Origin of the sequence: Dietzia sp. NCCP-2495 (genome assembly GCF_026011735.1) — a bacterium.
In the GTDB taxonomy this organism is placed as follows: domain Bacteria; phylum Actinomycetota; class Actinomycetes; order Mycobacteriales; family Mycobacteriaceae; genus Dietzia.
In genome coordinates, this window is record NZ_BRVN01000024.1 from 1 (window position 1) to 20,389 (window position 20,389).

General features: G+C 66.9%; 22 protein-coding genes and 1 pseudogene. 15 read left to right on the top strand and 8 right to left on the bottom strand.

The window, feature by feature from the left end:
* Positions 1-836: 836 nt before the first annotated feature.
* The 5 genes from OPF83_RS14970 to OPF83_RS14990 form a co-directional block, all read right to left on the bottom strand.
* Positions 837-1,178 carry a hypothetical protein gene (locus tag OPF83_RS14970; RefSeq protein WP_119192483.1) on the bottom strand — a complete coding sequence of 114 codons (342 nt, stop codon included), beginning with the start codon at positions 1,176-1,178 and terminating at the stop codon, positions 837-839.
* A gap of 169 nt (positions 1,179-1,347) precedes the next feature.
* On the bottom strand, positions 1,348-2,058 hold the full coding sequence (fabG, locus tag OPF83_RS14975) for a 3-oxoacyl-ACP reductase FabG (protein WP_070720967.1): 711 nt from the start codon (positions 2,056-2,058) through the stop codon (positions 1,348-1,350).
* Entirely contained in the window at positions 2,055-2,708 is a 654-nt protein-coding gene (locus tag OPF83_RS14980) for a class I SAM-dependent methyltransferase (protein ID WP_063972548.1), read from the bottom strand. Before OPF83_RS14980 ends, fabG begins: the two co-directional genes overlap by 4 nt.
* Positions 2,705-3,541: a hypothetical protein gene (locus OPF83_RS14985; protein ID WP_264888389.1), complete on the bottom strand. Its 837-nt coding sequence runs from the start codon at positions 3,539-3,541 to the stop codon at positions 2,705-2,707. Before OPF83_RS14985 ends, OPF83_RS14980 begins: the two co-directional genes overlap by 4 nt.
* Positions 3,542-3,695: 154 nt before the next feature.
* Positions 3,696-4,013, bottom strand: coding sequence for a hypothetical protein (locus OPF83_RS14990; protein WP_119192486.1), 318 nt, complete (start codon positions 4,011-4,013; stop codon positions 3,696-3,698).
* Between the two features lie 702 nt (positions 4,014-4,715).
* Between OPF83_RS14990 and OPF83_RS14995 the strand changes: the two genes are divergently transcribed.
* The gene (locus tag OPF83_RS14995; RefSeq protein ID WP_264888391.1) at positions 4,716-4,847 is read left to right on the top strand and encodes a hypothetical protein; all 132 of its coding nucleotides are present in this window, start codon (positions 4,716-4,718) and stop codon (positions 4,845-4,847) included.
* Between the two features lie 270 nt (positions 4,848-5,117).
* On the opposite strand, the gene OPF83_RS15000 is transcribed toward OPF83_RS14995, so the two are convergent.
* The 3 genes and pseudogenes from OPF83_RS15000 to OPF83_RS17560 form a co-directional block, all read right to left on the bottom strand.
* Positions 5,118-5,330 carry a hypothetical protein gene (locus OPF83_RS15000; protein ID WP_132064161.1) on the bottom strand — a complete coding sequence of 71 codons (213 nt, stop codon included), beginning with the start codon at positions 5,328-5,330 and terminating at the stop codon, positions 5,118-5,120.
* A gap of 94 nt (positions 5,331-5,424) precedes the next feature.
* On the bottom strand, positions 5,425-5,631 hold the full coding sequence (locus OPF83_RS15005) for a helix-turn-helix transcriptional regulator (RefSeq protein ID WP_241504510.1): 207 nt from the start codon (positions 5,629-5,631) through the stop codon (positions 5,425-5,427).
* Positions 5,632-5,682: 51 nt separating this feature from the next.
* Positions 5,683-5,916, bottom strand: a pseudogene (locus OPF83_RS17560) (helix-turn-helix domain-containing protein); the annotation flags it as partial.
* A 995-nt stretch (positions 5,917-6,911) separates the two neighbouring features.
* Between OPF83_RS17560 and OPF83_RS15010 the strand changes: the two are divergent.
* The 14 genes from OPF83_RS15010 to OPF83_RS15075 all read left to right on the top strand — a co-directional run bounded on the left by OPF83_RS15010 (position 6,912) and on the right by OPF83_RS15075 (position 20,384).
* Positions 6,912-7,241 (top strand): hypothetical protein, encoded by a 330-nt coding sequence (locus tag OPF83_RS15010; RefSeq protein ID WP_063935009.1) that lies wholly within the window; start codon positions 6,912-6,914, stop codon positions 7,239-7,241.
* Positions 7,242-7,288: 47 nt separating this feature from the next.
* Positions 7,289-8,128: a hypothetical protein gene (locus tag OPF83_RS15015; RefSeq protein WP_264888392.1), complete on the top strand. Its 840-nt coding sequence runs from the start codon at positions 7,289-7,291 to the stop codon at positions 8,126-8,128.
* Positions 8,129-8,499: 371 nt separating this feature from the next.
* Positions 8,500-8,781 carry a hypothetical protein gene (locus OPF83_RS15020; RefSeq protein ID WP_259894671.1) on the top strand — a complete coding sequence of 94 codons (282 nt, stop codon included), beginning with the start codon at positions 8,500-8,502 and terminating at the stop codon, positions 8,779-8,781.
* A gap of 3 nt (positions 8,782-8,784) precedes the next feature.
* On the top strand, positions 8,785-10,743 hold the full coding sequence (locus OPF83_RS15025) for a cutinase family protein (protein ID WP_264888393.1): 1,959 nt from the start codon (positions 8,785-8,787) through the stop codon (positions 10,741-10,743).
* A 2-nt stretch (positions 10,744-10,745) separates the two neighbouring features.
* Complete coding sequence (locus OPF83_RS15030) at positions 10,746-11,027, top strand: hypothetical protein (RefSeq protein WP_119192490.1); 282 nt, start codon at positions 10,746-10,748, stop codon at positions 11,025-11,027.
* A gap of 11 nt (positions 11,028-11,038) precedes the next feature.
* Complete coding sequence (locus OPF83_RS15035) at positions 11,039-11,320, top strand: hypothetical protein (protein WP_264888395.1); 282 nt, start codon at positions 11,039-11,041, stop codon at positions 11,318-11,320.
* Between the two features lie 20 nt (positions 11,321-11,340).
* On the top strand, positions 11,341-11,934 hold the full coding sequence (locus tag OPF83_RS15040; RefSeq protein ID WP_264888396.1) for a hypothetical protein: 594 nt from the start codon (positions 11,341-11,343) through the stop codon (positions 11,932-11,934).
* A gap of 9 nt (positions 11,935-11,943) precedes the next feature.
* Positions 11,944-12,792, top strand: a complete 849-nt coding sequence (locus OPF83_RS15045) for a hypothetical protein (protein WP_264888398.1) — start codon at positions 11,944-11,946, stop codon at positions 12,790-12,792.
* The gene (locus OPF83_RS15050) at positions 12,783-14,363 is read left to right on the top strand and encodes a hypothetical protein (RefSeq protein WP_264888400.1); all 1,581 of its coding nucleotides are present in this window, start codon (positions 12,783-12,785) and stop codon (positions 14,361-14,363) included. The genes OPF83_RS15045 and OPF83_RS15050 overlap by 10 nt, the downstream gene beginning before the upstream one ends.
* Positions 14,364-14,372: 9 nt before the next feature.
* Positions 14,373-15,845: an SCO6880 family protein gene (locus OPF83_RS15055; protein ID WP_264888401.1), complete on the top strand. Its 1,473-nt coding sequence runs from the start codon at positions 14,373-14,375 to the stop codon at positions 15,843-15,845.
* A gap of 4 nt (positions 15,846-15,849) precedes the next feature.
* The gene (locus OPF83_RS15060) at positions 15,850-16,746 is read left to right on the top strand and encodes a hypothetical protein (protein ID WP_264888403.1); all 897 of its coding nucleotides are present in this window, start codon (positions 15,850-15,852) and stop codon (positions 16,744-16,746) included.
* A complete protein-coding gene (locus OPF83_RS15065; RefSeq protein WP_264888405.1) occupies positions 16,743-18,533 on the top strand; it encodes an ATP-binding protein in 1,791 nt (596 codons plus the stop codon). The genes OPF83_RS15060 and OPF83_RS15065 overlap by 4 nt, the downstream gene beginning before the upstream one ends.
* On the top strand, positions 18,526-18,786 hold the full coding sequence (locus OPF83_RS15070) for a hypothetical protein (protein ID WP_146776272.1): 261 nt from the start codon (positions 18,526-18,528) through the stop codon (positions 18,784-18,786). Before OPF83_RS15065 ends, OPF83_RS15070 begins: the two co-directional genes overlap by 8 nt.
* Positions 18,783-20,384 carry a peptidoglycan DD-metalloendopeptidase family protein gene (locus OPF83_RS15075; RefSeq protein ID WP_264888409.1) on the top strand — a complete coding sequence of 534 codons (1,602 nt, stop codon included), beginning with the start codon at positions 18,783-18,785 and terminating at the stop codon, positions 20,382-20,384. Before OPF83_RS15070 ends, OPF83_RS15075 begins: the two co-directional genes overlap by 4 nt.
* Positions 20,385-20,389: the final 5 nt, after the last annotated feature.

The window sequence follows — 20,389 nt, forward strand, 5'->3', positions numbered from 1 at the left end:
GGCCCGCTCTGCTTCCAGTATACACGCATCATACTAGTATGCAACTAGTATGGGTCGGTTAAATCGCCTCTCACCTGCGGCGATGCACCCGACACCACGCGGTCAGAGCCGTTCGCGCAGGGCCCCCCTTTCCCTGACACCTGCCGATCTCGTGCGCAGCGAACGGAGTCAAGGAAGGGAACCCGGACGGGAGCGAACAATCTGGCCCGAAATAAGCGAAGCGCGGGCCAGATTGTTCGCGGACGACCGGGCGACGGCGGAGCCGGCGCCGACCTTGACGCCGGTAGCGGAGCACGAAGACTCGGGGTGGCAGGGAAAGAGGGCTGACCACCAGATCGCCCCACAACCCAAGGTCGGCCACCCACCTGCACCAGGGGACTACGCCCCGGGAGTCACCAGACGGTATTGCACGCGGGAGCTGGCCCCAGAACACCCACACCCATCGAGCAAATGGGTTATCCCCAGCAAGTCACATGAGGCTCCACATGCTGGTCACAGGGCTGCCTTCCGACTTAACTCTGGTGTCCCACCGGCTCTTTATACTGAGTTCGCTTCCTTCCGGCAGGGGTGCGGCCCATCATCCGCAGGGCCGTTGCCTAGATGGAAGGAGGTGATGTGATGGGAACCCGTCGAAATGACGAGAAGCCGACCTTCTGGGTCGCTGTGGTTAGCGCCACGGCCCAGGTCGGTCGACTTCTCTTGGATCTCATCCGCTTTGGAACCGACGCCTAGCTAGGTGACAGTTCCAGGGAGGCGCCGGAGTAGCAGCTCCGGCGTCTTCCGCATTTCAGATGCTACGCACATGACTATATGCGCGCAAGATGCGTTTGAGCAGGTCAAGGCGTAACAGGGAGTGCCTCGGAGCGGATGCTGATGCCGAGGTTGCGTGCTTTGGCTCCGGTGAGCAGGGGGTGGTCCTGGCCGTTGCTGTCGGTGTAGATGGTGGCGGCGAGGTCGTGTTCGTCGGCGTCGATGATGACGTCGTCACCGATTGTCAGGCTGGCGTGGGCGTTCTCGGCGAGTTGCTTGCGTAGCTCGACGTCGTAGACGACCTGGCCGGTGAATTTGCGGGCGGTGGGGTTGTAGGCCCGGTGGAGGACTTTGATCGTGAGCACGTTCGAGCCGGACTTGAGCTGGTTCAGCGTGCCGATTTCGATCACGTTGCCGTCGATGACCATGGTGGGGTCCTTTCTGGTTCGGGGTGACTGCGGTCGAGAGCCCAGCGTAGTCGGCCCTGAGCGCTGCGCCGTGGGCTGAGCTCGGCCGGGTCAGCGTCTGGGGGAGGGGTTGGAGACTGTGGAGATAGCGGGAAGGGGTCACCTCCGGTCCCGGTGCCAGCTCGGCAGTTCAGTGCCCCATACCCACTCCGCCGTCGACGTTGAGCACGTTTCCGGTGATGTAGCTGGCTTCCTCGGAGGCCAGGAACGCGACGGCGGAGGCGATCTCCTCGGGCCGCGCGAATCGGGCGAGCGGGATCATCGAGGTACCGAGTTCCTTGGCTTTGTCGTCCATGGCGTCGGACATATCGGTCTCGGTGAATCCGGGGGCCACGACGTTCGAGGTGATGCCCTTGATGCCGAGCTCGCGAGCGAACGAGCGGGCCATACCGATCACGCCGGCCTTGGAGGCGGTGTAGTTGACCTGGCCGGGGACGCCGGACATTCCGGATGCGGATCCGATGAAGATGATGCGGCCGTACTTCTGCTTGAGCATGTTGCGGGTCGCTCGTTTGGCGATGCGGAACGCGCCGGCCAGGTTGGTGTTGACGACGTCGAGGAACTGCTCTTCCTTCATCCGCATCACCAGCGTGTCCTTGGTGATGCCGGCGTTGGCCACGACGACGGAGACCGGGCCGAAGGTCTGCTCGGCGTATGTGAACGCGGCATCGACGGACTCGGGGTCGGTGACGTCGCATTCGACGCCGTGGATGCCTTCGCCGACGCCGCTGCCCCGGTGGGTGCCGACGACCGTGAAGCCGTCGCGGGCGAGTCGGGCGGCGATAGCCGCGCCGATGCCTCGGTTGGCGCCGGTGACCAGGGCTACGCGTGCGTCGGTCATGTGTGATCCTCCTGGGGTCGTCGTGCAGAGAACAGCGCGACTTGGCCGACCCGCCGGGTGCTGACCTCGGTGTAGCCGCGGAGCGCGTTCTCCAGTTCGTCCATGGTGTCGTCGGCGTTACCGAACACGCCGAGCTTGTTGTAGGTGCTATTCAACGCTCGAGCTGCGAGCGTCGCGGTCTCGGGATCGGGGATGAGGGTGGAGCCGAAAATGGTCCCGCCAGGCCGGAGGTGGCCGCGGAGCTGGGAGAGGCGGTCCCACTTCTCTTGACTGGGGATGCAGTGAAGCAGGAAGTTCAGACCGATTGAGTCGAAGCTGTGCTCACGGGGGAGCGGGTCGAAAAAGGACTGCTGGAGGGAGGCGACGGATCTGCCGTGGCCAACTCTGTCGGACGCGGCGGCGAGGCAGGAGGCGTTGAGGTCGAGCAGGGTGAGCGAGGGGGAGTCGATGCGCTCGAGGAAGTAGCCGGTCCCGGGGCCGACATCGAGGTGGCTACGGCCGGCGTGGCTGCGGTAGTGCTCGACCATCGTCGCTGTCGGGCATCGCCAGATCAGTCGATTGGTCAGCCCGAGGACGCCCGCGTCGTAGAGCCTGAGAGTGACGGGGTTGTAGATACCTCCGCTGGCGCCGCGATCGCGTGCTTCGCTCATGCAGTTCCTCTTCTACGCAGCATTACAGTGGCCGCCCCGCCTTCCATGTCTGCGATCGGGACCACCCTGGCATCGAACTCGATGCCATCTAACTCGACGGGGAAGACGCCGGTTTCATACAGGTCATACTCGGTGACGAGGCGGCACAGTGCCTCGTAGCTCAGCGGCGCGTCTGCACCGACACTGGTGACGGCGCTTCGCGCCAGGCGGTTGACCAGTGCAAGCGTGATGGAGGCGAACTCGACGAGCGGCCCGAGGAGGTCCGGAGGTTCCTGCGTGCGCTCGGCGAGGACGACGCTGGTGCCGATGATCCGTCGCTGCTCACCCTCGACGCGGAGCCGGCCTCCGCTGAACATGTGCAGCGGGGCAGCGTCCGGCAGGTTGAGAGTCCACTCGTATCCGACCCACGTGTTGTCCGGGTCGAGCACCGCCGCTTTGTAGCGCGTGACAAGGGTGGCGGCGTCGGCCGGAGTCAGGAATCGCCACAGATCTTGAATCGGCCGCTGTTCGCCGGCGACACGGCCGTCGGCCATGAGGGAGACGTCGTCGCCGGCAGTGACGGTGGTCAGATCGGCCAGGTCCATGACCCACGAGTTGAGCACGCAGCGCTCAACCGGCGGGGTGGGGTGGAGCCAGACGGCGATTCCGGTCGGACCGCACTCGGGGTGTTCGACCAGGCGGTAGTCAGCGTGCAGGCCGGGAGTCGAGCATGTTCGGGTGCGGGCGTAGTCCGTGAGCAGCCTCAGACCGTCACGGTCGAGGTCGAGCAGGTTGCTCTTGACGGCCCGTCGGAGCGTGCGCTGGCAGGGGATTCCACCGATGGAGTGAACCATCAGATCTCCATCGCCTCTGTCTGCGAGATCGAAGACGATCCATCTCGGATCAAGCCTCACGTGAAGCCTCCTGACGTGGTCAATGACGGACACAGCCTATGGTTTCGAGCTCAATCTCGGGCGATCAACTTCCCCCGATCACCACCCTCAGTCGCTACCTGGCGAGGCCGAAACGGTCGTTCTCCGCCGACCTGCGCTGCCGTCGCCGCAGGATTGAGCGAATGGCGTCCATGTGGCGTGACACCTGCTCAGGAGTAGCCGCGCGTTCCTCGGCTGCGGCGGCGGCCTCGGCCCGTCGGCGCTGCTCTTCGAGGGCTTGCTGTCGGTGCTCCTCGGCCACCTCGCTGGGTGAGGGGCCGGCGAGCACGTTCCGGAGCCGTGAGAGGCGATGCCGCAGGAAACCGGCCGGATTCTTGATCGTCGAGGGCCAGTCCCGCGGGTTCTTCCGCGCATCCTCGTTGAGGATCGTCACCAGATCACGCCCTGTCCAGCGAGTGCAATCCACGAGCTCGTCGATGACGTCGACCAGTGACCCGAGGTGACGGCCGTTGTCGAGGCTCTTTGCTGAGGCGACGAGCTGGGCGGTGACAATGTGTGCCTGGCGAGGCCGCTCTCGCCCCTGGAGTCTTGGTGAGCGCCCGGAGGGCGCCGGCGCGCGCTTGCGCGCGTGTGTGGGGGAACGCTTCTTACGGGGAGTTTTACTCCCCGTAGAACCGCTACGCGGTAGAGACGATTTTGTGTACCACCTGCGGGGAGTCGTCAGCGCCCATGTGGATGCAGCTCGGATCTGGACTCCGTCGTGGTGCACGGCTGCCTGAAATCGTTCCTCGGCGGTGAGGTATCGCCCCCGCGCGACCTCGACCGCGAGTTCCAGCGCCGCCAGGACGGCCCGAGCTTTCAGGACAACATCGTGGCAGTACGGACGAGCGCGACCCGCTAGTTCAGCGGCGACCCGGCCGATAGTGGCGTTGGAAGCGGTGACGCCTCGCCCGGTGCTGGAGTCTGCAAAGTGAGCGCACGCCCGAGCTACGAGCAGTACGGTCCGCGAGGACACGCCCCACTTCCGGCACAGCTGCCGGCCTGGAGCGCACGCCAACTCCGCCGCGGCGGCCGTGAGCCACTTGGTGCGGCTTTGCCACACCAAGGCTGGCTGTCGGCCGTCGAGGGCCCAGGAGTGGCCGCGTTGGCCGCGCAGCGTGTTTTCTTTCTCGGCATCCTCGATCCGCTGGCGGATCACGTCGCCGAGGTTGGGTTCTTGCGTGTTATCGAGGTCTATTGGCGCACCCTGCGACTCGCCCAGCATTGACATGCTGGACACCGCATTTGGGTGTGCGCTACCCTCGGAGCTGTCTCGCACGACAGTTCCTTCCATTGGGAGGGAGCGCAGATCAGAAGCAGGTTTGGTCGCCTGTCCTGATCTCAAACTTCAAGGACGTCACCCGATTCCCGTCGGGTGGCGTTCTTTTTTGTTTGTGAACGCTCCGCTGTGCAGTTGTCACGCAGGTACTCGGTGGTCAGTCGATACCCGCGTCAGTGCATGGTGAGAGGCGTCCTCCTATTCAGTCGTGGTCGGTTCTTAACCGGCTTGGAGCAGCTCCTGCTGCCCGCCCCGGTGGTCTTTGGGTACGGCTTCGTACGCTTCGACGCCCAGTCGGACGATCTCTTCGACAACCTGCCAGCGTTTGGGGTTGCCGGATTCCCGCCAGAGGCGCTGCACGTCGGCGAACAACTTCTCGTCGATGAGCGCATTGAGTTGAGTGCGACCTTCAGTGGTACGAGGAGGAGCCATGGGAATAGTGGTATCACGGGTGTAGTTTCAGGTGTGTTATTTCCTAGGCCGGGCGGCGTGTCGGGCCGGTATTACTTAACGATACAGATGTGCGCTATTGGGTGGAACCCTTGAGCGTGTCGTTGGCGCGTTGCCATGCGTCGCGCACGGCCTCCTGGGGCTCCCCGTAGAGGTCGGCCAGGCTGGCGCACAGCGCTTCGGACAGTGGCGAGCCCCCCTGCTCGATGGTGGAGAAGGCGCTTTGGCTGAGGCCAACGCGCTCGGCGACCTCGGACTGATTGAGCGCTGCGTGCACGCGCATGTCCGAGAGGGTTTCGCGGCCCGGGAGTACGCCCGTGAGGTCCCGAACGTTCAGCTCGAGGACTTGGGCTAGCGCGGCGAGTTTCGCTGGGGCTGGCGCCGTGCGGCCGGCTAGCCAGTTGCGCACGGTCGAGGGGTTAACCCCCACGCGAGCGGCGACCTGGAGGCCCGTGAGGCCGTGTCGGAGCATCGCTCCGCGAGCCACGGAAGGGCTGACATAGCCGGGCCTGCGAGCCACGCAACCTCCTGCATCTGGCGTGCAACTCGCATCATCATCGCAGTCCATTTCGGCCCCCTCAGCCCTTGCGCCGGTATAACTTAACGCTATAGCCTAGCGTTGCAGACCCGCTAGACAAGCTGGTCTATCAACTAAGTAGAGGCTCACCGGAATTGAGAGGGAAGCCCTTGAGCAAGCACCCAGCGTTCGCATACCGTGCCTTCTGCGCTCGTACCGTCGGTACGGCTCCGCACCGGTTGATTCTGTCCCGGTGCGATGAAGCGCAATTCCCACCACACGCGTGTGCTCTGCCGACTGTCGGCGCCCCCCTGGTCACGGGGCGCTGCCCCGTGCCGAGCGCCGCCCTCAGTGATCCGAGGATGCGATGAGCCATACCCAGGGAGACCTCCGTTCGGCCGTTCGCGGAGCAGCCATCGGCGCCTGTACAGCGTTGATCGCCTTCGGCGGCGTGTACGCGGCATCGGCCGCGACACAGTCAGGAATCGAGGAGGCGACTGCGCCCGCAGCTCGGCCGTCGACCGCTCAGGCCGGCGTGGATGTGGCTCAGAAGCCCAGTGCTTCCCAGCGGTCAGTCAAGGCCGCGCAGGCGACCTCATCCCGGACGGCTACGCAGCGTCCGGCCCAGGCCAAACAGGCCGGCCTAGCGAAGGCGGTCCAGCCAACCCGTGAGGTGAAGAAGGAGAACGAGCCCGACGAGCGCCGAGAGTCGGCCCCCAAGGTCGAAATCGCTCCGGCGACGCAGGCTCCCACGCAGCAGGTCCGCTCTCATCAGCCTGCGCCGGTGCAGCAGTCCCCGTCGTATCCCGTTCAGCAAGCCCCGACGTACCCGGTGCAGCAGGCGCCGGTTCGACAGGCTCCCGCTCCCGCTCCCGCTCCCGCTCCCGCTCCCGCTCCTGCCCCGGCAGCCACACCGCAGGGGATCACGATCGACCTCGGAGGTCGCGCGCCCGTCGTGCCACAGGCCCCGATCCTTCCGAAGCAGCTTCACATCGGCTGACGACCGCCCGGTCGCCGGTCCCACCCGTAGAGAAAGAGGAACAACCATGCTCACCGCCGCTTCTGCCATCTCCGGCGCGATCATCGCCGCGCTAGCGACCCTTGGCCCGATCGCTGCCCCCGTCATTGGAGCGGCCACCGCCGCCGGTCCGATTGCCACCGCTGGTACCGCGATCGCCGGCCTGGCCGGTACCGGAAGCGCCGCCGGTGGTGCCGCCTCGCTCGGCGCCGGCGGGGCCGCGGTCAACGCCAACCCGCACGCGGCGATGGGCGTGCAGAACGGCATCAACGACTCGATCAACCAGGCCAAGGACCACGTTGCCGGGTCGATCAACGACCTCAACATCCCGGGTGTGCCCCCGGTCCACTTCAACTGATCTGTTTTCGCGCCGAGAGCATTCCCGCCGATTGAGGAGGGCCACAAGTGTCGGAAAAAAACAATGGTGACGAGTCCTCCCTGCGGCGCGTCGACTCGGACGCTGAGCAGGACTCCAGCGCTGCTGGCGCGGATTGGATGGATGCTCTCGGCGTGGCACCTCCTCCCGGTGGCGAGGCCCCACGGACCTCGCCGCCGGAGTCGAAGACGACTCCTTCCGACCCGGATTGGATGACCCAGCTCGGAGGGAGCGGGGCTGAGCCGCCGCTGGACCTGGCCACCGACGAGGACGAATGGGCGGGCTCGGCTCAGTCGCCCGGCCCTGGTCGTCGCCGGGAACGAACGCTTGCGGTGGCACTAATCGCCGGGCTGGGAGTGCTCATAGCCGGGGTGAGCCTTCTGGCACTGGCACAGATGTCTGGTGGCGAGAACGAACCAGACAACATCGCCGCTGACCTGGACCAGATCCAAGCCGAAAGCGGAGCTGCGGCGCAGGTTGAAAGCGCACCTGCGGAGGAGTTCGCGTGCGAGGAGTCGGAGTCCGGCGGAACGATCACCGGTGCTGGAGCCGGTGACACCAAGTCCGTAGCTGGGGTGATCCTGGCCTTCGAGCACGCTTACTACTCGGCCCGTGACGCGGAGAAGGCCCTGGACCTGACCTCGGACGACTCCACGCTGGTCAATGTCGATGCTCTCCAAGAAGGCATCGACTCTGTTCCCAAGGGCACCGAGCACTGCGTGTCGATCACACCGGACGGTGACACCGCGACGGTCGAAATCACCGAGGTCCGACCCTCGCAGGCTCCCCAGACGTTCGTGCAGGAGATCACGACGAGCCGCGACGGTGACCGCGTCGAGATTGTCGAGATTGCCGAGGAGGAACAGTGACTCCCATCCTGGCTCAGACTCGTAACGACGTCGCCTCGGGGCTGGGGCCGGTACGCCCCGCAATCCAGCCACCTTCGGCGGGCGAGTGCGCCCAAGTGTGGGACACGCCCATTCCGACGAGCGGCGCTCCAGGGCTCTGGCTGCTTGGCGCTCATGGCGGCGCCGGGGTCACAACGTTGTGTCGCTGGATTGGCCCTGCGGGTGACGCTCAGGGGCGATGGCCCGGAGGCCACGCCCGGCAGTCTCCCTTCGTGGTGCTGGTAGCCGAGGAGTCAGTTACAGCGCTGACCAGGGTCCACGCCCTCGTGCGGCAGTTCGCCACCGGCGGAGCTGGTAGCGCACAACTACTCGGAGTAATCACGGTCGCGCGAGTGCCTGGCCGTCGACCGCAGCAAGTGCGCCAGCGACGGGACGTCCTTGCTGGTCTGCTCACCCAGATCAGCAACGGGGCTCTGCATATGTGGGCCGTCCCCTTTGTTCCCGGAATGACCACCGTGGCCGTGGACGAGCTGGCCGTTTGGTCCCTCGGCCAGGCGCCCACGACCAAGAAGCGGCCGTCGCTGCGTGAGGCGGTTCCACCGGCCGTCGCCGAACTCGGCACCGAACTCATCGACGCCGCGCGGACCCAGGTCGCGGCATGGGGCGGAAGGTAAGCAATGAGCATTCGAGTCGGACTGTTCTCGTCGTTGATGGTGCCGGCGTTGGTGGTGGCCGGCACCGGCCCCGCGGCGGCGCAGACAGCAACCTCCCGGACCACTCCGGTCGCGGCGAGCACCACGCAGTGCCCGGCGGTACACATGCTGCTGGCACCGGGCACCTCGGAGACCGCGCGGTTCGCCGAACCCAACCAGGACACCCACGGCTTCCTCTCGCGCGATCTGGCTCGCCCGGTGATGAACGCAGTCAACGGACCGAACATCGGAGACCTGTCGTCTGGCTTCGCCGAGCTGCTTGACCTGCCTGACGGTATGCAGTCGCTCGCCGGCACCGCCGGTAAGGCCCTCGGGGCGGCGATGACCAGCCACCAGCAGCAGGTGCCTCGAGTCTCACGTACGTACGTGACGTACCCGGCCACGGTCGGGGGAGCGCAGCCACCCGGCATGCAGGGCATCCCGCTGAATGTCGGGGATCTAACTCCGTACGGCGAGTCCATGCTCACCGGGGTCGAGATGACCGAGGACCTGATGGGCAAGATTGCCACCAAGTGCCCCGATACGAAGGTCTTCCTGGCGGGGTTCTCTCAAGGCGCCGAGGTCATCAGCAACGTCGCTCGCCGGGCCGGCGCAGGGCTGAGCGTTATTGACCCGAGCCAGATCGGCGGCGTTGCACTGTTCGCCGATCCGACTCGAGCGGGCGGCACGCCACTACACCCCGAGGGCTCCTCCACCGTTGGCCCCGTTCCTGGCACTGACGGCGAGAACGTGCAGCGAGCATTGGTTGGCCTGGACCAGCTCGCCACAGCGAATGCGGGCGGCTTGGGAACCGACAAGACCGGCCTCAGTGACTTCGGCCAGATCGCCGATCGCGTGGTGTCGTGGTGCCTGCCCGGCGACTACGTGTGCGGTCTGCCCGCGGAATCGGAGCTGGTGACCGACATCGTTCCGCTCCTCGAGGAGGTCTCGCTCGGTGACCCGGTGGCGGCGCTGGAGCGGCTCGCGCGGATCCTCGACCGCGCGGTCAGCATCGGAGACCTCTCAGAAGTGGTCGACCTGGGTTTCAGCGGTGTCGGATTCTCCCCGCGCCCCGATGGGGGTGCGAAGACCCCAGTGCTGAGCAAGCGAGTCCAAGCGGCCACGGCAGAAGCAACCACGGCCGCATCGACGAGCAGCCAGACGACGTCGACGAGCACGACAAGCTCGACGTCAGAGACCAGCGAGACCGCTGAGCCCTCGCCGGTGCAGGCGCCGGCGGGCCAGGTTCTCCCGCCCGCGCCTCCGATGCCGGCGGGGCCAGGACTCCCGGGAATACCGCCGTTGCCGACACCAGAGCAGGTGGTCCGGACCGTGGTCGACGTTGCTGCCGGCCTCGGAGGTATGGCGTTGGGCGCGGGAATCACCGTTGTTCGCAAGACCGTGACGCCGGAGAACTTGGCGCAGATCGCTGTTGCCGGTCTGACGGGTGGACCCCCGGCGGCGGGCGCTGTGGCCGTGGCGAAGTTGTCCGAATCGGCCATGTCCTTGCTCGAGCCTGGTTCCGCCTCCGGGTTGGCACGGCAGACGTTGCAGGTGTTCAAGGACGCTGGTGTCCCGGTCCCCGAGCAGGTCGAGCTGGCGGTGAGTCTGACGGCGTGGCTGTCGACTAACGAGCACAACGCCTACGCCGAGCGGCCGGTGTTGCCCGACGGCCGGAGTCCGGCAGCGGCGACGGTGGATTGGGTCCAGGCCATCGCGCAGGACGTCACCGCCGGAAGTGATGAACCCCTGGCCCCCGCACCTCGGCGGTCCGTCGATGGGCTGAGCGCTCTGGCGACCGTCGAGTTCGACAACCAGGCAGCCCGCGCGGCGCTGGATGACCTCGGTTACACCACTACGACTTCGTCGACCGCGGTGTCGACGGCAACCTCGGCGCCCTCCACGAGTGCGTCCCCCACCTCGAGCTATCTGGAAGGCAACTAGCTATGAACACCCGAGTACTCGCCCAGGGCGACACGTCGTTCATCAACAACATCACGCCCTGGCTGCCTGACTTCCTCTCTACCCGTCTGACCGACGTCGCCGGGGTCGCGCTGGCCATCGGCATCGTCATCGCAGTCATTGGCGGGGTCATGGTCTTCGCCGGGATCGCCTTCGCCCGCCAGGACGGACGCGGTGACCAGGTGTCCGGCCGCCTGCTGTGGTGGGGCGGCGGCGTGGTCGGCCTGGGCGTCCTCATGCCGATCGTCGGCTGGCTGCTCGGATAGGCGAAGCATTTATGACGCTCCGCCTGCTCGCGCAGCAACCACCTCCCACATCGCCGATACCGCTGCCCCCGGTGATGCAGGGGCTGTTTGCCAACTGGATCTCGATAGGACTCGCGTTTGTCGTCGTGACCTCCGTGGTGTTTCTCGGCTGGACATTCGCGGAGATAAGCAACGCACGCGAGATGGGCCGAGAGCCCAAACAGGGCGTGGAGCGCCTGCTGGTGATTGCCGTCGTTCTCGTCCTTGGTTCGAGCATCGGCATGGTCGTCTCACTGATCTACACCCCCGTCTGATCGCAGCGAAGGAGAGCACGATGGGCACGCTCAAGAGATTCGCAGCGGCTGCACTGGTGGTCGTGACCGCCACGGCCTGCGGCTCGGACAACACAGACGAGGTTGCCGGCCCCGACCTGACGTCAGCGCCGGAGGCGACCTGGTCGCCAATGGCCGGTATCGCTGTTCCCCGCGCTGAGCAGTGCCCGGAAAAAACCGAGCCCGTTGAACACGGGTACGCCAGGACGCCGCAATGCGCGGTAATCGCTGCGATCACCGGTCAAACGCTGCTGGCTACGACCGGCGACGCAGAGTGGCCGCGGATGGCCAATACGATCCTGGCGCCCGGGCCGGGCAAGGACCAGTGGATACAGGCTCGCGCCTTGGTCTCCGTGGAGGGACGGGTACGCAATCCCGCGACGTTCGCAGGCTTCCGGTTCACCGACTACTCGGACGATCGAGCTCAAGTGCTGCTCGCTGTCGAGTGGCCCGACGGGACGCTCACTGCCCAGCCCACGCAGCTCGCCTGGCAGACGGGTGACTGGAAGCTCGTCCTGCCCACACAGCAGACCGCGGTGGACGCCGCCGAGATCGACAACCTGGACGACTTCACCGAATTTCGGCCCAACTCTTAGGAGCTCAGCATGGACTCACAGCGACGGAGCAAGCTCACAGCAACGGTGATCGTCGCCGCTGTTGTTGTCGCCGTGGCCCTCATTGCCGCCCTCATCATGGCGGTCGTCGACGGTGACGATGACAGTGCAGGAGAGTCCGCTCCACCGCCGTCGTCGGGGCCGGCGGAACCGCCCGCCACCGCCACTACCGACGAGGATGCGGAGAGCATTGACGTTGACCTGATCGGGCGCCGGGTGACGCTCGTCGACGCCCCGGGCGGCACGCCGCGGGAGCAGACCGGCCAGCCCGGTGCTTTCCCCGAAGGGCAGGAGATGGTCGGGCCTCCCGCCGGGCTCGAGCTCCAGCGGGTAAGCAGTGGCGCAACGGTCATGGTGTCGCGCTCGGACGGGCCGACCGACCTCGACGGGGAAGTGATGACGGGGTACGCCCACTCGCCCGGTGGCGCAGCGCTCGTGGCCGCGAACTTCGCGGGCCTCGGAATGGAGATGGGAGCGGCGTACGCCGATTTCCTCCAGCAGTTCATGCCTGACGCGGTCGCCGAAGACCCGGCGGTTCTAGACGAGATCCGCTCGCGCGGAGCATCGGCCGATGGGCGGGCTCTGACTGCGGCGCAGGGCTATCAGGCACCTCGCTGGTTCCGATTCCAGCACTGCGACGAGCAGGTGTGCACGGTCGAAGCGGCCATGCCCTCGATCGCCGAGGCGGTCGGGGAGATCGAGTCGATCGACGTAGGGCCCCACGATCACCAGGTGGTGCGGGTGTCGATGGAGTGGACCGGAGAGCAGTGGGAGATCCTGTCGTCCCGCGCCATGCCTCCCGTCGTCGAGATCGACGGGACGTGGTCACCGTGGACCTGAAACCGGCAGCAAAAGTCCTCATCACGCTGGTCGTGGCGCTCTTCGCGGCCTTGGCCGTGTCCGCTCCCGCCAACGCACAGGACAACGCGCAGAACCAGTTCCAAGACTTCAACAATGACTGCCGCTCGGGCGAGCTCGACGGCGAGTTCTTCGACGGCGGCATGATTGGAGGAACCGCCGTCGGCGACTGGCTGCGCGATTCCGCCCACGCCGGCGGCCTGAGAGAGGCGGTGACGGCGCTTCCTCGTGCCGCTGTGTCCGGGGCATGCATCACGGCGGGCGCGGTACAGCATCCCGGCGATGCGATCCAAGCCGTCGCCGACGAGGTGTGGGACGGCAAACTGGCCGGGATCGTCCGCGAGATCAAGGACGGAAACCCCGCCGTCATCGGTTACACGATGACGCTGTGGACGAAGTTCAAGCTCAGTCCGGAGGCCCTGGAGCTGTCGTCGGGCGGAATCAACAACATCGTGTGGCAGGCCGCCGTTGCCGGGCTGGCGTTGAGCTTGACGATCGGGCTGCTGAAAGTCGCCTCGACCCGGCGGCAAGGCTCCGGCGAGGCGATGGAGGATGCGGCCTCGGCATACGGGCGGTACTTGCTCTACGGCGCGTTGGTTCCATCGTTGGCGATCCCGGCGATTATGGCGCTCGACGCCTTCGCTGACGTCCTGGTCAACACCTATATCGCGCCGGCGGAAGACTTCACCAAGATCACCGAAGCGGTGACGATCGGGGAGGAAATGAACCCGATCCTGGTCCTGGTGTTCGTGCTCATTTCCCTGATCGGCTCGCTGGCGATGTGCCTGGCAATGGTCATGCGGATCATCTTGCTGCCGGTCCTGATCGGTCTGATGCCGATCTTCGCGGCGTGGGCGATCGGTCGAGCGGGGCGATTCACCGTGGAGAACGCGATGGGCGTCCTCGTCGCGTTCGGGCTGCTGAAGGTGGCGGCGGCGTTCGTCTACATGTCGGCGGTATGGGCGGCGTTGAACCTCGACGGGTCCGAGGAGAACAAGCTGGTCTCCCTGGTCATCTTCGGGGCCGCCGGGCTCTGCGCACCCGCTCTGCTGGCGATCGTTCTGCCTCAGATGAAGGGCCAGGCCGGCGGGTCGGCGGGTGCGCTGGGGGGTGCAGTGCTTGGGGCGACCGGGGCGGTCGTGGGCACGACGATCGCTGCGGCAAGCACCGGCGGTGCCGGAGCGGTGGCTGCGGGCGGCGCAGCCCTGGGCGGCGGCGGCTCCGGCCTCGGACTCAGCGACGGGGGAGGCGGCGGTGGGGGCGCGGGCGGCCGAGGTCCGTCCGGTGGATCTGACTCGGGCGGCAATGGCCCGTCAACGGGCGGTGGATCGGCCCGTGGCGCGTCCGGCGCTGCCGCTGGCACGGCCGCTGGCGGCGGCGCTGCGAGCGGAGGCCCCTCCGCTGGCGGTGGCCACCAGATAGCCGGGATGGGGCAGACCGGCGCACGGATCGCCCGCAACGCCGGCGGCATGGCCGGCACGGCGCTTCGTGCGGGCGGCGGCATCCTCGACGACTCAGTAGGAGCTCCGGTGAACCCGGGGCCGTACCGGTAGGGGAGTGCGATGACTGACACGGTTGCGCCGCAACACGAGACGACGACATACACCCTGGGCCGGAAGCGGGAGCGCAACTTCATCGGCCGCATCCCGGCGCGCACGGCGGTCGTGGGCCTGGTCGGCCTTCTCGCGTTCGTGGTGTCGATGCTGGCGCAGCAGGTGCGCTTCGCGCTGATGTGCGCGCTGCTGGCCGTGCTGGTAGGTGCTCTGGTGCATTTTCACCGCGATGGCCGGTCCTTCGTCACATCGGGGCGGTTGGCAACGGCGAGGCTCTGGCGTTATGTCACCGGGGAGGATCTGTATCTGTCGGGGCCGGAGTCGCGGGTACCCGGCGGGCAACGTCGGGCCCCGGGACTGTTGGCGGGCACCGAGCTGCTCGAGGACGTCGATGCGAACGGTTACCGATACGGGGTGATCGTCAATCCCTCAGCCAAGCAGGTCACGGTGAAGCTGACCGGGCAGCTGTCGGGCGACGTTCTGCGAAGCGCGCAGGAGGACGAGGCCACGACCGCACAGTGGGGCACCTGTGAGGCCCAGTGGGCTCACAACCGGAACCTGCTGGCCGTGGTGGCCCGGCACACCACGAGGCCGTCGACGGGGATGCTGGCGCTGCGGGAAGTCGACACGCTCGACTCTCCGGAAGCACCTGAGGTCGCCCGGAAGATCCAATTCGCCCGCGCCAGGAGGCTGCAATCCGGCGGCCAAGACTACGAGTTCGAGCTGGCCTTCACGCTCAAAGCCGAACTGTCGCACGTGCGCGATCGCCGTTTCCTCGAGCAGCTCCGGTACGAAATTGTCGCGTTCTACAGCGGTGCGTTGCCGTGGGCCGGGATCGAGGCGCGGCCGATGACCGCAGACGAAATGGTGGCCTCGACACACAAGGCGTTCAACCCCGCCGCGGAGGGGGATTTCGAGGAGCTCCACATCAATGGCACCCCTCATCAGTTGCCGTGGTCGGATGCAGGGCCGGCGGTGGCTAAAGCGACTAATCGCGGTTATTTCCACGACGGCACGTGGTCTCGGACGTGGGAGATGGTGGCCGCGCCCCCGGCCACGTTCGAGAACAAGCATCTGCGCCCCTTGCTGGCGCAGCATTCGCGGATCGTTCGCAAGACCGTTTGCCTGGTCTACCGCCCGTTTCCTCCGGGCACGGCGCACTCCTTGGTCGAGGCCGAGCACCGAGACGCGATGGTCGGCGTCAACGACGGGAAGACGATCAAGTCGGTGGACGCCGAACTGCGACTCGAGGGCACGTCAGCCTCACGCAAAGCGCTGGCCAAGGGCGCTGGGTACGGGCGGCGGTCGATGTACGTCGCGGCGACGTGGCTTCCGGGCGAAGACGACCGGGCGATCGACAGCGACATCGAGGCGCTGGCCAACCAGCTCAACATTCGGGTGCGCGAGATGCGGGGGATGCAGGACTCTGCGTTCTCCTTCTGCCTCGGCGCCGGGGCACTCCCGTTCGGAAAAAAGGACTAGTTCGATGCTGAGCCTGAATCTCAAGACCGTCATCAGGTGGATCCGGGGGACCAGCCTTCCTCTGCGCGACCTCAGTGTCAGCGAGACCGTCGACGCCCGCGGATTCCCACAGGCACACATGACCGACGCCAAGCGTCACCAGCTCGCGGTAGCGAACCTGGTCGATGGGTCTGGGGTGGTGGAGCCGGACCGGATCAGCGCCTGGACTCGCCAGGTGGCAGGACTCGACCGACTGCGAGTCAGCTTCGCGTGCGACAGCACGACGTCGGCTCCGCCGCTGCTGGGTGGACTGTTCTCGGCGCAGACCAAGGCCGAACGCAAAGACCTCACGGAACTGGCCTCCATCGTCGCGGTCGACGCACCGGCCCTATATGACGCTGCCGCACTAGCCGGCCTGCCTGCGCGGCCCGCTCGAGAAAGTGACGTGGCTGGACGGTGCGGGCACCTGCTGGCCGCGGCCGTGCGAACGATCCCCGACCTGACGGAGCTGACCTGGCACGAGTCCGCGCGCAGTGTCCAGGTGGGGAGCGTGGAGTGCATCAGCTTCACGGTGTCGTGCTCGGACCCGGCCAGCGGCGCCGAAGCCAGCGCAGACTTGTCCGAGGTGCTGGCCGAGTGGGACGCCGGAGGCCACATCTGGAGAACGCGGTGGATGCGCCCGTTTGTCGACCCGGACTCGGTCAGTGCCATCGAAGCCGCTGATGGGGGGCGGGTGTGGTCGACGGTGACAGTGGCCGGCGGGCACGAGATCGCCCACCTGTTCCTCCAGGCACTACGGCCGCGCACTCGTCTTCGAGTGCGCCACGAGTCCGGCCGCCAGGGAGTGATGCTGGCCGCCAACCTGGGCCTGGGTGTGGCGGGGTTCCAGCACGCGACGATTGATACGGAGTTGCCGCGATGAGCATGCTCGGACCAGAAGACCCCACCACGGACTACGCACACCTTTTTCAGGCAATCCTCGACGGCCAAGAGAAGTACCCGTGGCCGTGGACCCGCCGGGGGCGGGCGTTGGCACGGTGGCAAAAGGCCAACCCGGACGAAGTCAGGCGGATCAAGCACGAGGCACTGGCCCGACAGGGCGTGGCCCCGGTGGTCGGCGAGGACGCGTGGCCTCGGGCCGGAGCCCGGGGATTCCGCGCCCCTTTCGCCGCCGGCCTCGGCTCGGGCCTGGTGCGATCTGTGACGCCGCCGAACGAGTTCATGATGGCCACCAACTATGCCGCTGGCTGGAACCCCAACTCGGTAGGGTCACCATCTCCCATGATCGGCCCGCCGATCGGGCGCAACCTGCTCGACGGGAAGGACCTTGGCTTCGACTGCCTGAGCTGGCTTGAGCAGAATCTGCTGTCGACCCCATCGGCGTTCCTGATGTCCGTACCCGGCCTGGGGAAGTCCTCGCTAGTACGACAGATTCTGCTCGGGCACGCGGCCCAGGGGCACGTGCCGATCGTGCCGAACGACCTCAAGGGTGAGTACGTGCCGCTGGCACGGGCCATCGACGGCCAGGTCATCCGGATCGGGCACGGGCTGGATCTCATCAACCCTCTCGATGCCGGCGCTCTGGGATCGGTGGTGCCGGTACTACAAGAGGCCATTGACGCCCACGCCGAGCAGACCCCGGCCGACCACGAGAGACTGCGCACGCTGGAGCAGTTGCTCCATCGGGCGAAGAAGGAAGTCGCCGCGGGCCAGCGACGCATGATCGAGACGCTGGTCTCGATCGCGCGGCAGGACCGGATGGCCGACTACGAGTCCGCAGCTGTGGCCGTGGCGCTCGACGACCTTTACGCCTCTCCTGGCCCGAGCGGGCAGAGCCGCTGGGTGCATCCGCCGGAACTGACGGATCTGATCGAGACGCTCCAGACCGGGTCCGAGCAACTCCACGAAGTGACCGTGGCGTCGACGCCCGAGGAGTATCAGGCCACCGTCCGGCCCCTCCTGCGGAGCCTGTACGCGATGCAGCACGGCGTGACGGGGGAGATCTTCTCAGGGCAGACCACGACCAAGATCGACGTCGACTCCCCGGCGGTGGTGATCGACGTCTCCGCGCTCGACGACAACGACGAGACCGTGAAGGCCGCCGTCATCATGGCGTGTTGGTCATCGGCGGCAGGCGCGGTGACGGCGTCGAAAATCCTCGCCGATGCCGGCCTGCGCAAGCGCAAGCTGTTCGCCTACACCCTCGACGAGCTGTGGGGCACGCTGGCCGCTGCGCCGGGACTGACCAAGCACGTAGACGGTCTGATGCGTCTGCTGAGAACACTGGGCATGGCGGTGTACCTGGTCACGCACGGCTCGAAGGATCTGGAGACCCTGCCGACAGAGGCGGACCGCAATCGCGCAATGGGGTTCATCGACCGGGCCGGTGCGGTGATCTGCGGCGGACTGCCAGCCGACGAGCTGTGGCTGCTGGGCGGCAAGCTGCCCTTCACAGAGCGGGAAATCGCCGAGATCACCTCGTGGTCCAAGGGCGCGGCCCCTGCCCGGGGCCGGGCGGCGGAGGCTCCGGTACCTCCGGGGCGTGGCTGCTTCATGATTAAGGCCAGCAAGAGCACCTCACCGGGCATCCCGTTCCGCACCGACATCTCTCCGCTGGAGAAGCAGTGGCGACTGCACGACACCAACGCCGCGTTCGAGGACGAGTGGAAACGCACGTCGGCGCAGGTGGGGGGCATGGTTCATGCCTAGCCCGGTGGGCGGTTACAGCCCCGAGTTCAAGCGTGAGGTCGTGGACCGCTTCGTCGGGTACTTCGACGCCTCGTCGACCCTGACGGCCGCGGCCGCGACCGCTGGCCGCGATTTCGGTGTGGCGACCTCGACGGTGCTCAGCTGGGCCGAGGATCAGCAGCGCATGCCCCGCCCCACCTGGGGTGAGATCCGCCGTCTTCGGGCGGCGAACGCCCATCTGACGGCCCGGCTGCGGGAGCTCGAGGGGTCGTGAAGATCAAGGGCCTGGCGACGGTGACGGTCATCCTGCTCGCGATCGCCTTCGGGCTGACCATCATCGTGTCCTCGTTCATCGAGGACGATGCCTGCCGCCCGGTCGGCGGGGGAAGCAGCGTCGCCGGTGGCGTGCCCGACGGCCACTACTCCAAACCGATGAAGGAGGGCACGCACCAGATCTCATCGGGCTACCGCTCGCCCGATCGCCCCGACCACCGGGGCACGGACATGGCTGCCGATCTGCACACGCCCATCTACGCCTTCGCAGACGGCGTGGTGACCGAGTCCGGGCCCGCCTCCGGGTTCGGTAACTGGGTGGTCATCGACCACGAGGGACCAGACGGCATGTTCTCCACGGTGTACGGACACATGCAGGCCGGTGACATCAAGGTGCGCGCCGGCGACCAGGTCAAGGCCGGCCAACATATCGCCGGAGTGGGTAACGAGGGCCAGTCCACCGGCGCTCACCTGCACTTCGAGATCTGGGTGGGGGGCCGCTACGGAGGCCGCGACGTCGATCCCGGACCGTGGATCGACAAGGCCACCAACCCGGGCGAGTCCGCCCCCTCTCCGGCTCCGAGCAGGGACCGGCTCCGGGACCGTCGCTCTGCCGGCGGTGAGCTTCCGCCCTCCCCGGTCATCGCCAGCGAAGACAAACTCCAGGTCGACGCCGTGCGGGTGGCTCGATCAGTTGCTCAGAAGTTCCCGGAAGTGGAAGCGATCGGGGGGTGGCGCCCGGTCGACGCGTTCCCGGACCACCCGTCGGGCCGCGCGGTGGACATCATGATTCCTGGCTATGACACCGGGGAGGGCAAACGGCTCGGTGACGAGATCACCGACTACCTCTTCCGCAACCGGGACGCGCTCAACATCGAGTACCTGATCTGGCGGCAGCAGTACATCCCCTCCGAGGGGCAGCCGAGCCAGATGGAGGATCGGGGCGACCCTACCCAGAACCACTTCGACCACGTGCACGTGATCGTGACCGGTGGAGGAGCAGCCGGACCGGGCCAGCGGTACGGGCCCGCTCCGGAGGGCACCGGTCCCGGCGTGGGGCCGTCGACCGGTGCGTGCGATCCGTCCGGCGTCGGCGACCACGGGCGCTCACTCAACGCCGGTCAGATCCCCGACGAGCTGCGAAAATGGATCAGCCTCGGGGGGCAGGTGTGCCGTGAGGTCGACTCTCCGCTGCTGGCCGGCCTGCTGTACCACGAATCAGCCGGCTTCCAGGCCACGGCGGTCTCGACCGCCGGCGCTCAGGGCTACGGGCAGTTCATGCCCGGCACGTGGGCGGCCAAGGGCGCGAAGGTCGACGAGAACGGGCAGGTGGCCGGTCCACCCGGTTCGGGCTCCCCGTCTGACCCGGCGGACGCCACGATGGCCGCCGCCCGCTACTTGTGCGAGATCGCCGAAGGCCAGCGCGAAGGCATCGCCTCGGGAGCACTCAAGGGTGACCCGCAGGAGTTGATGCTCGCCGGCTACAACGCGGGCCCCGGCGCTGTGCAGCAGTACGGCGGCGTACCGCCGTACGCCGAAACACAGAGGTACGTGGTGATAGTGCCCGAGGAAGCGGCGAAGTTCGCCGGAGCAGAGTGAAGGAG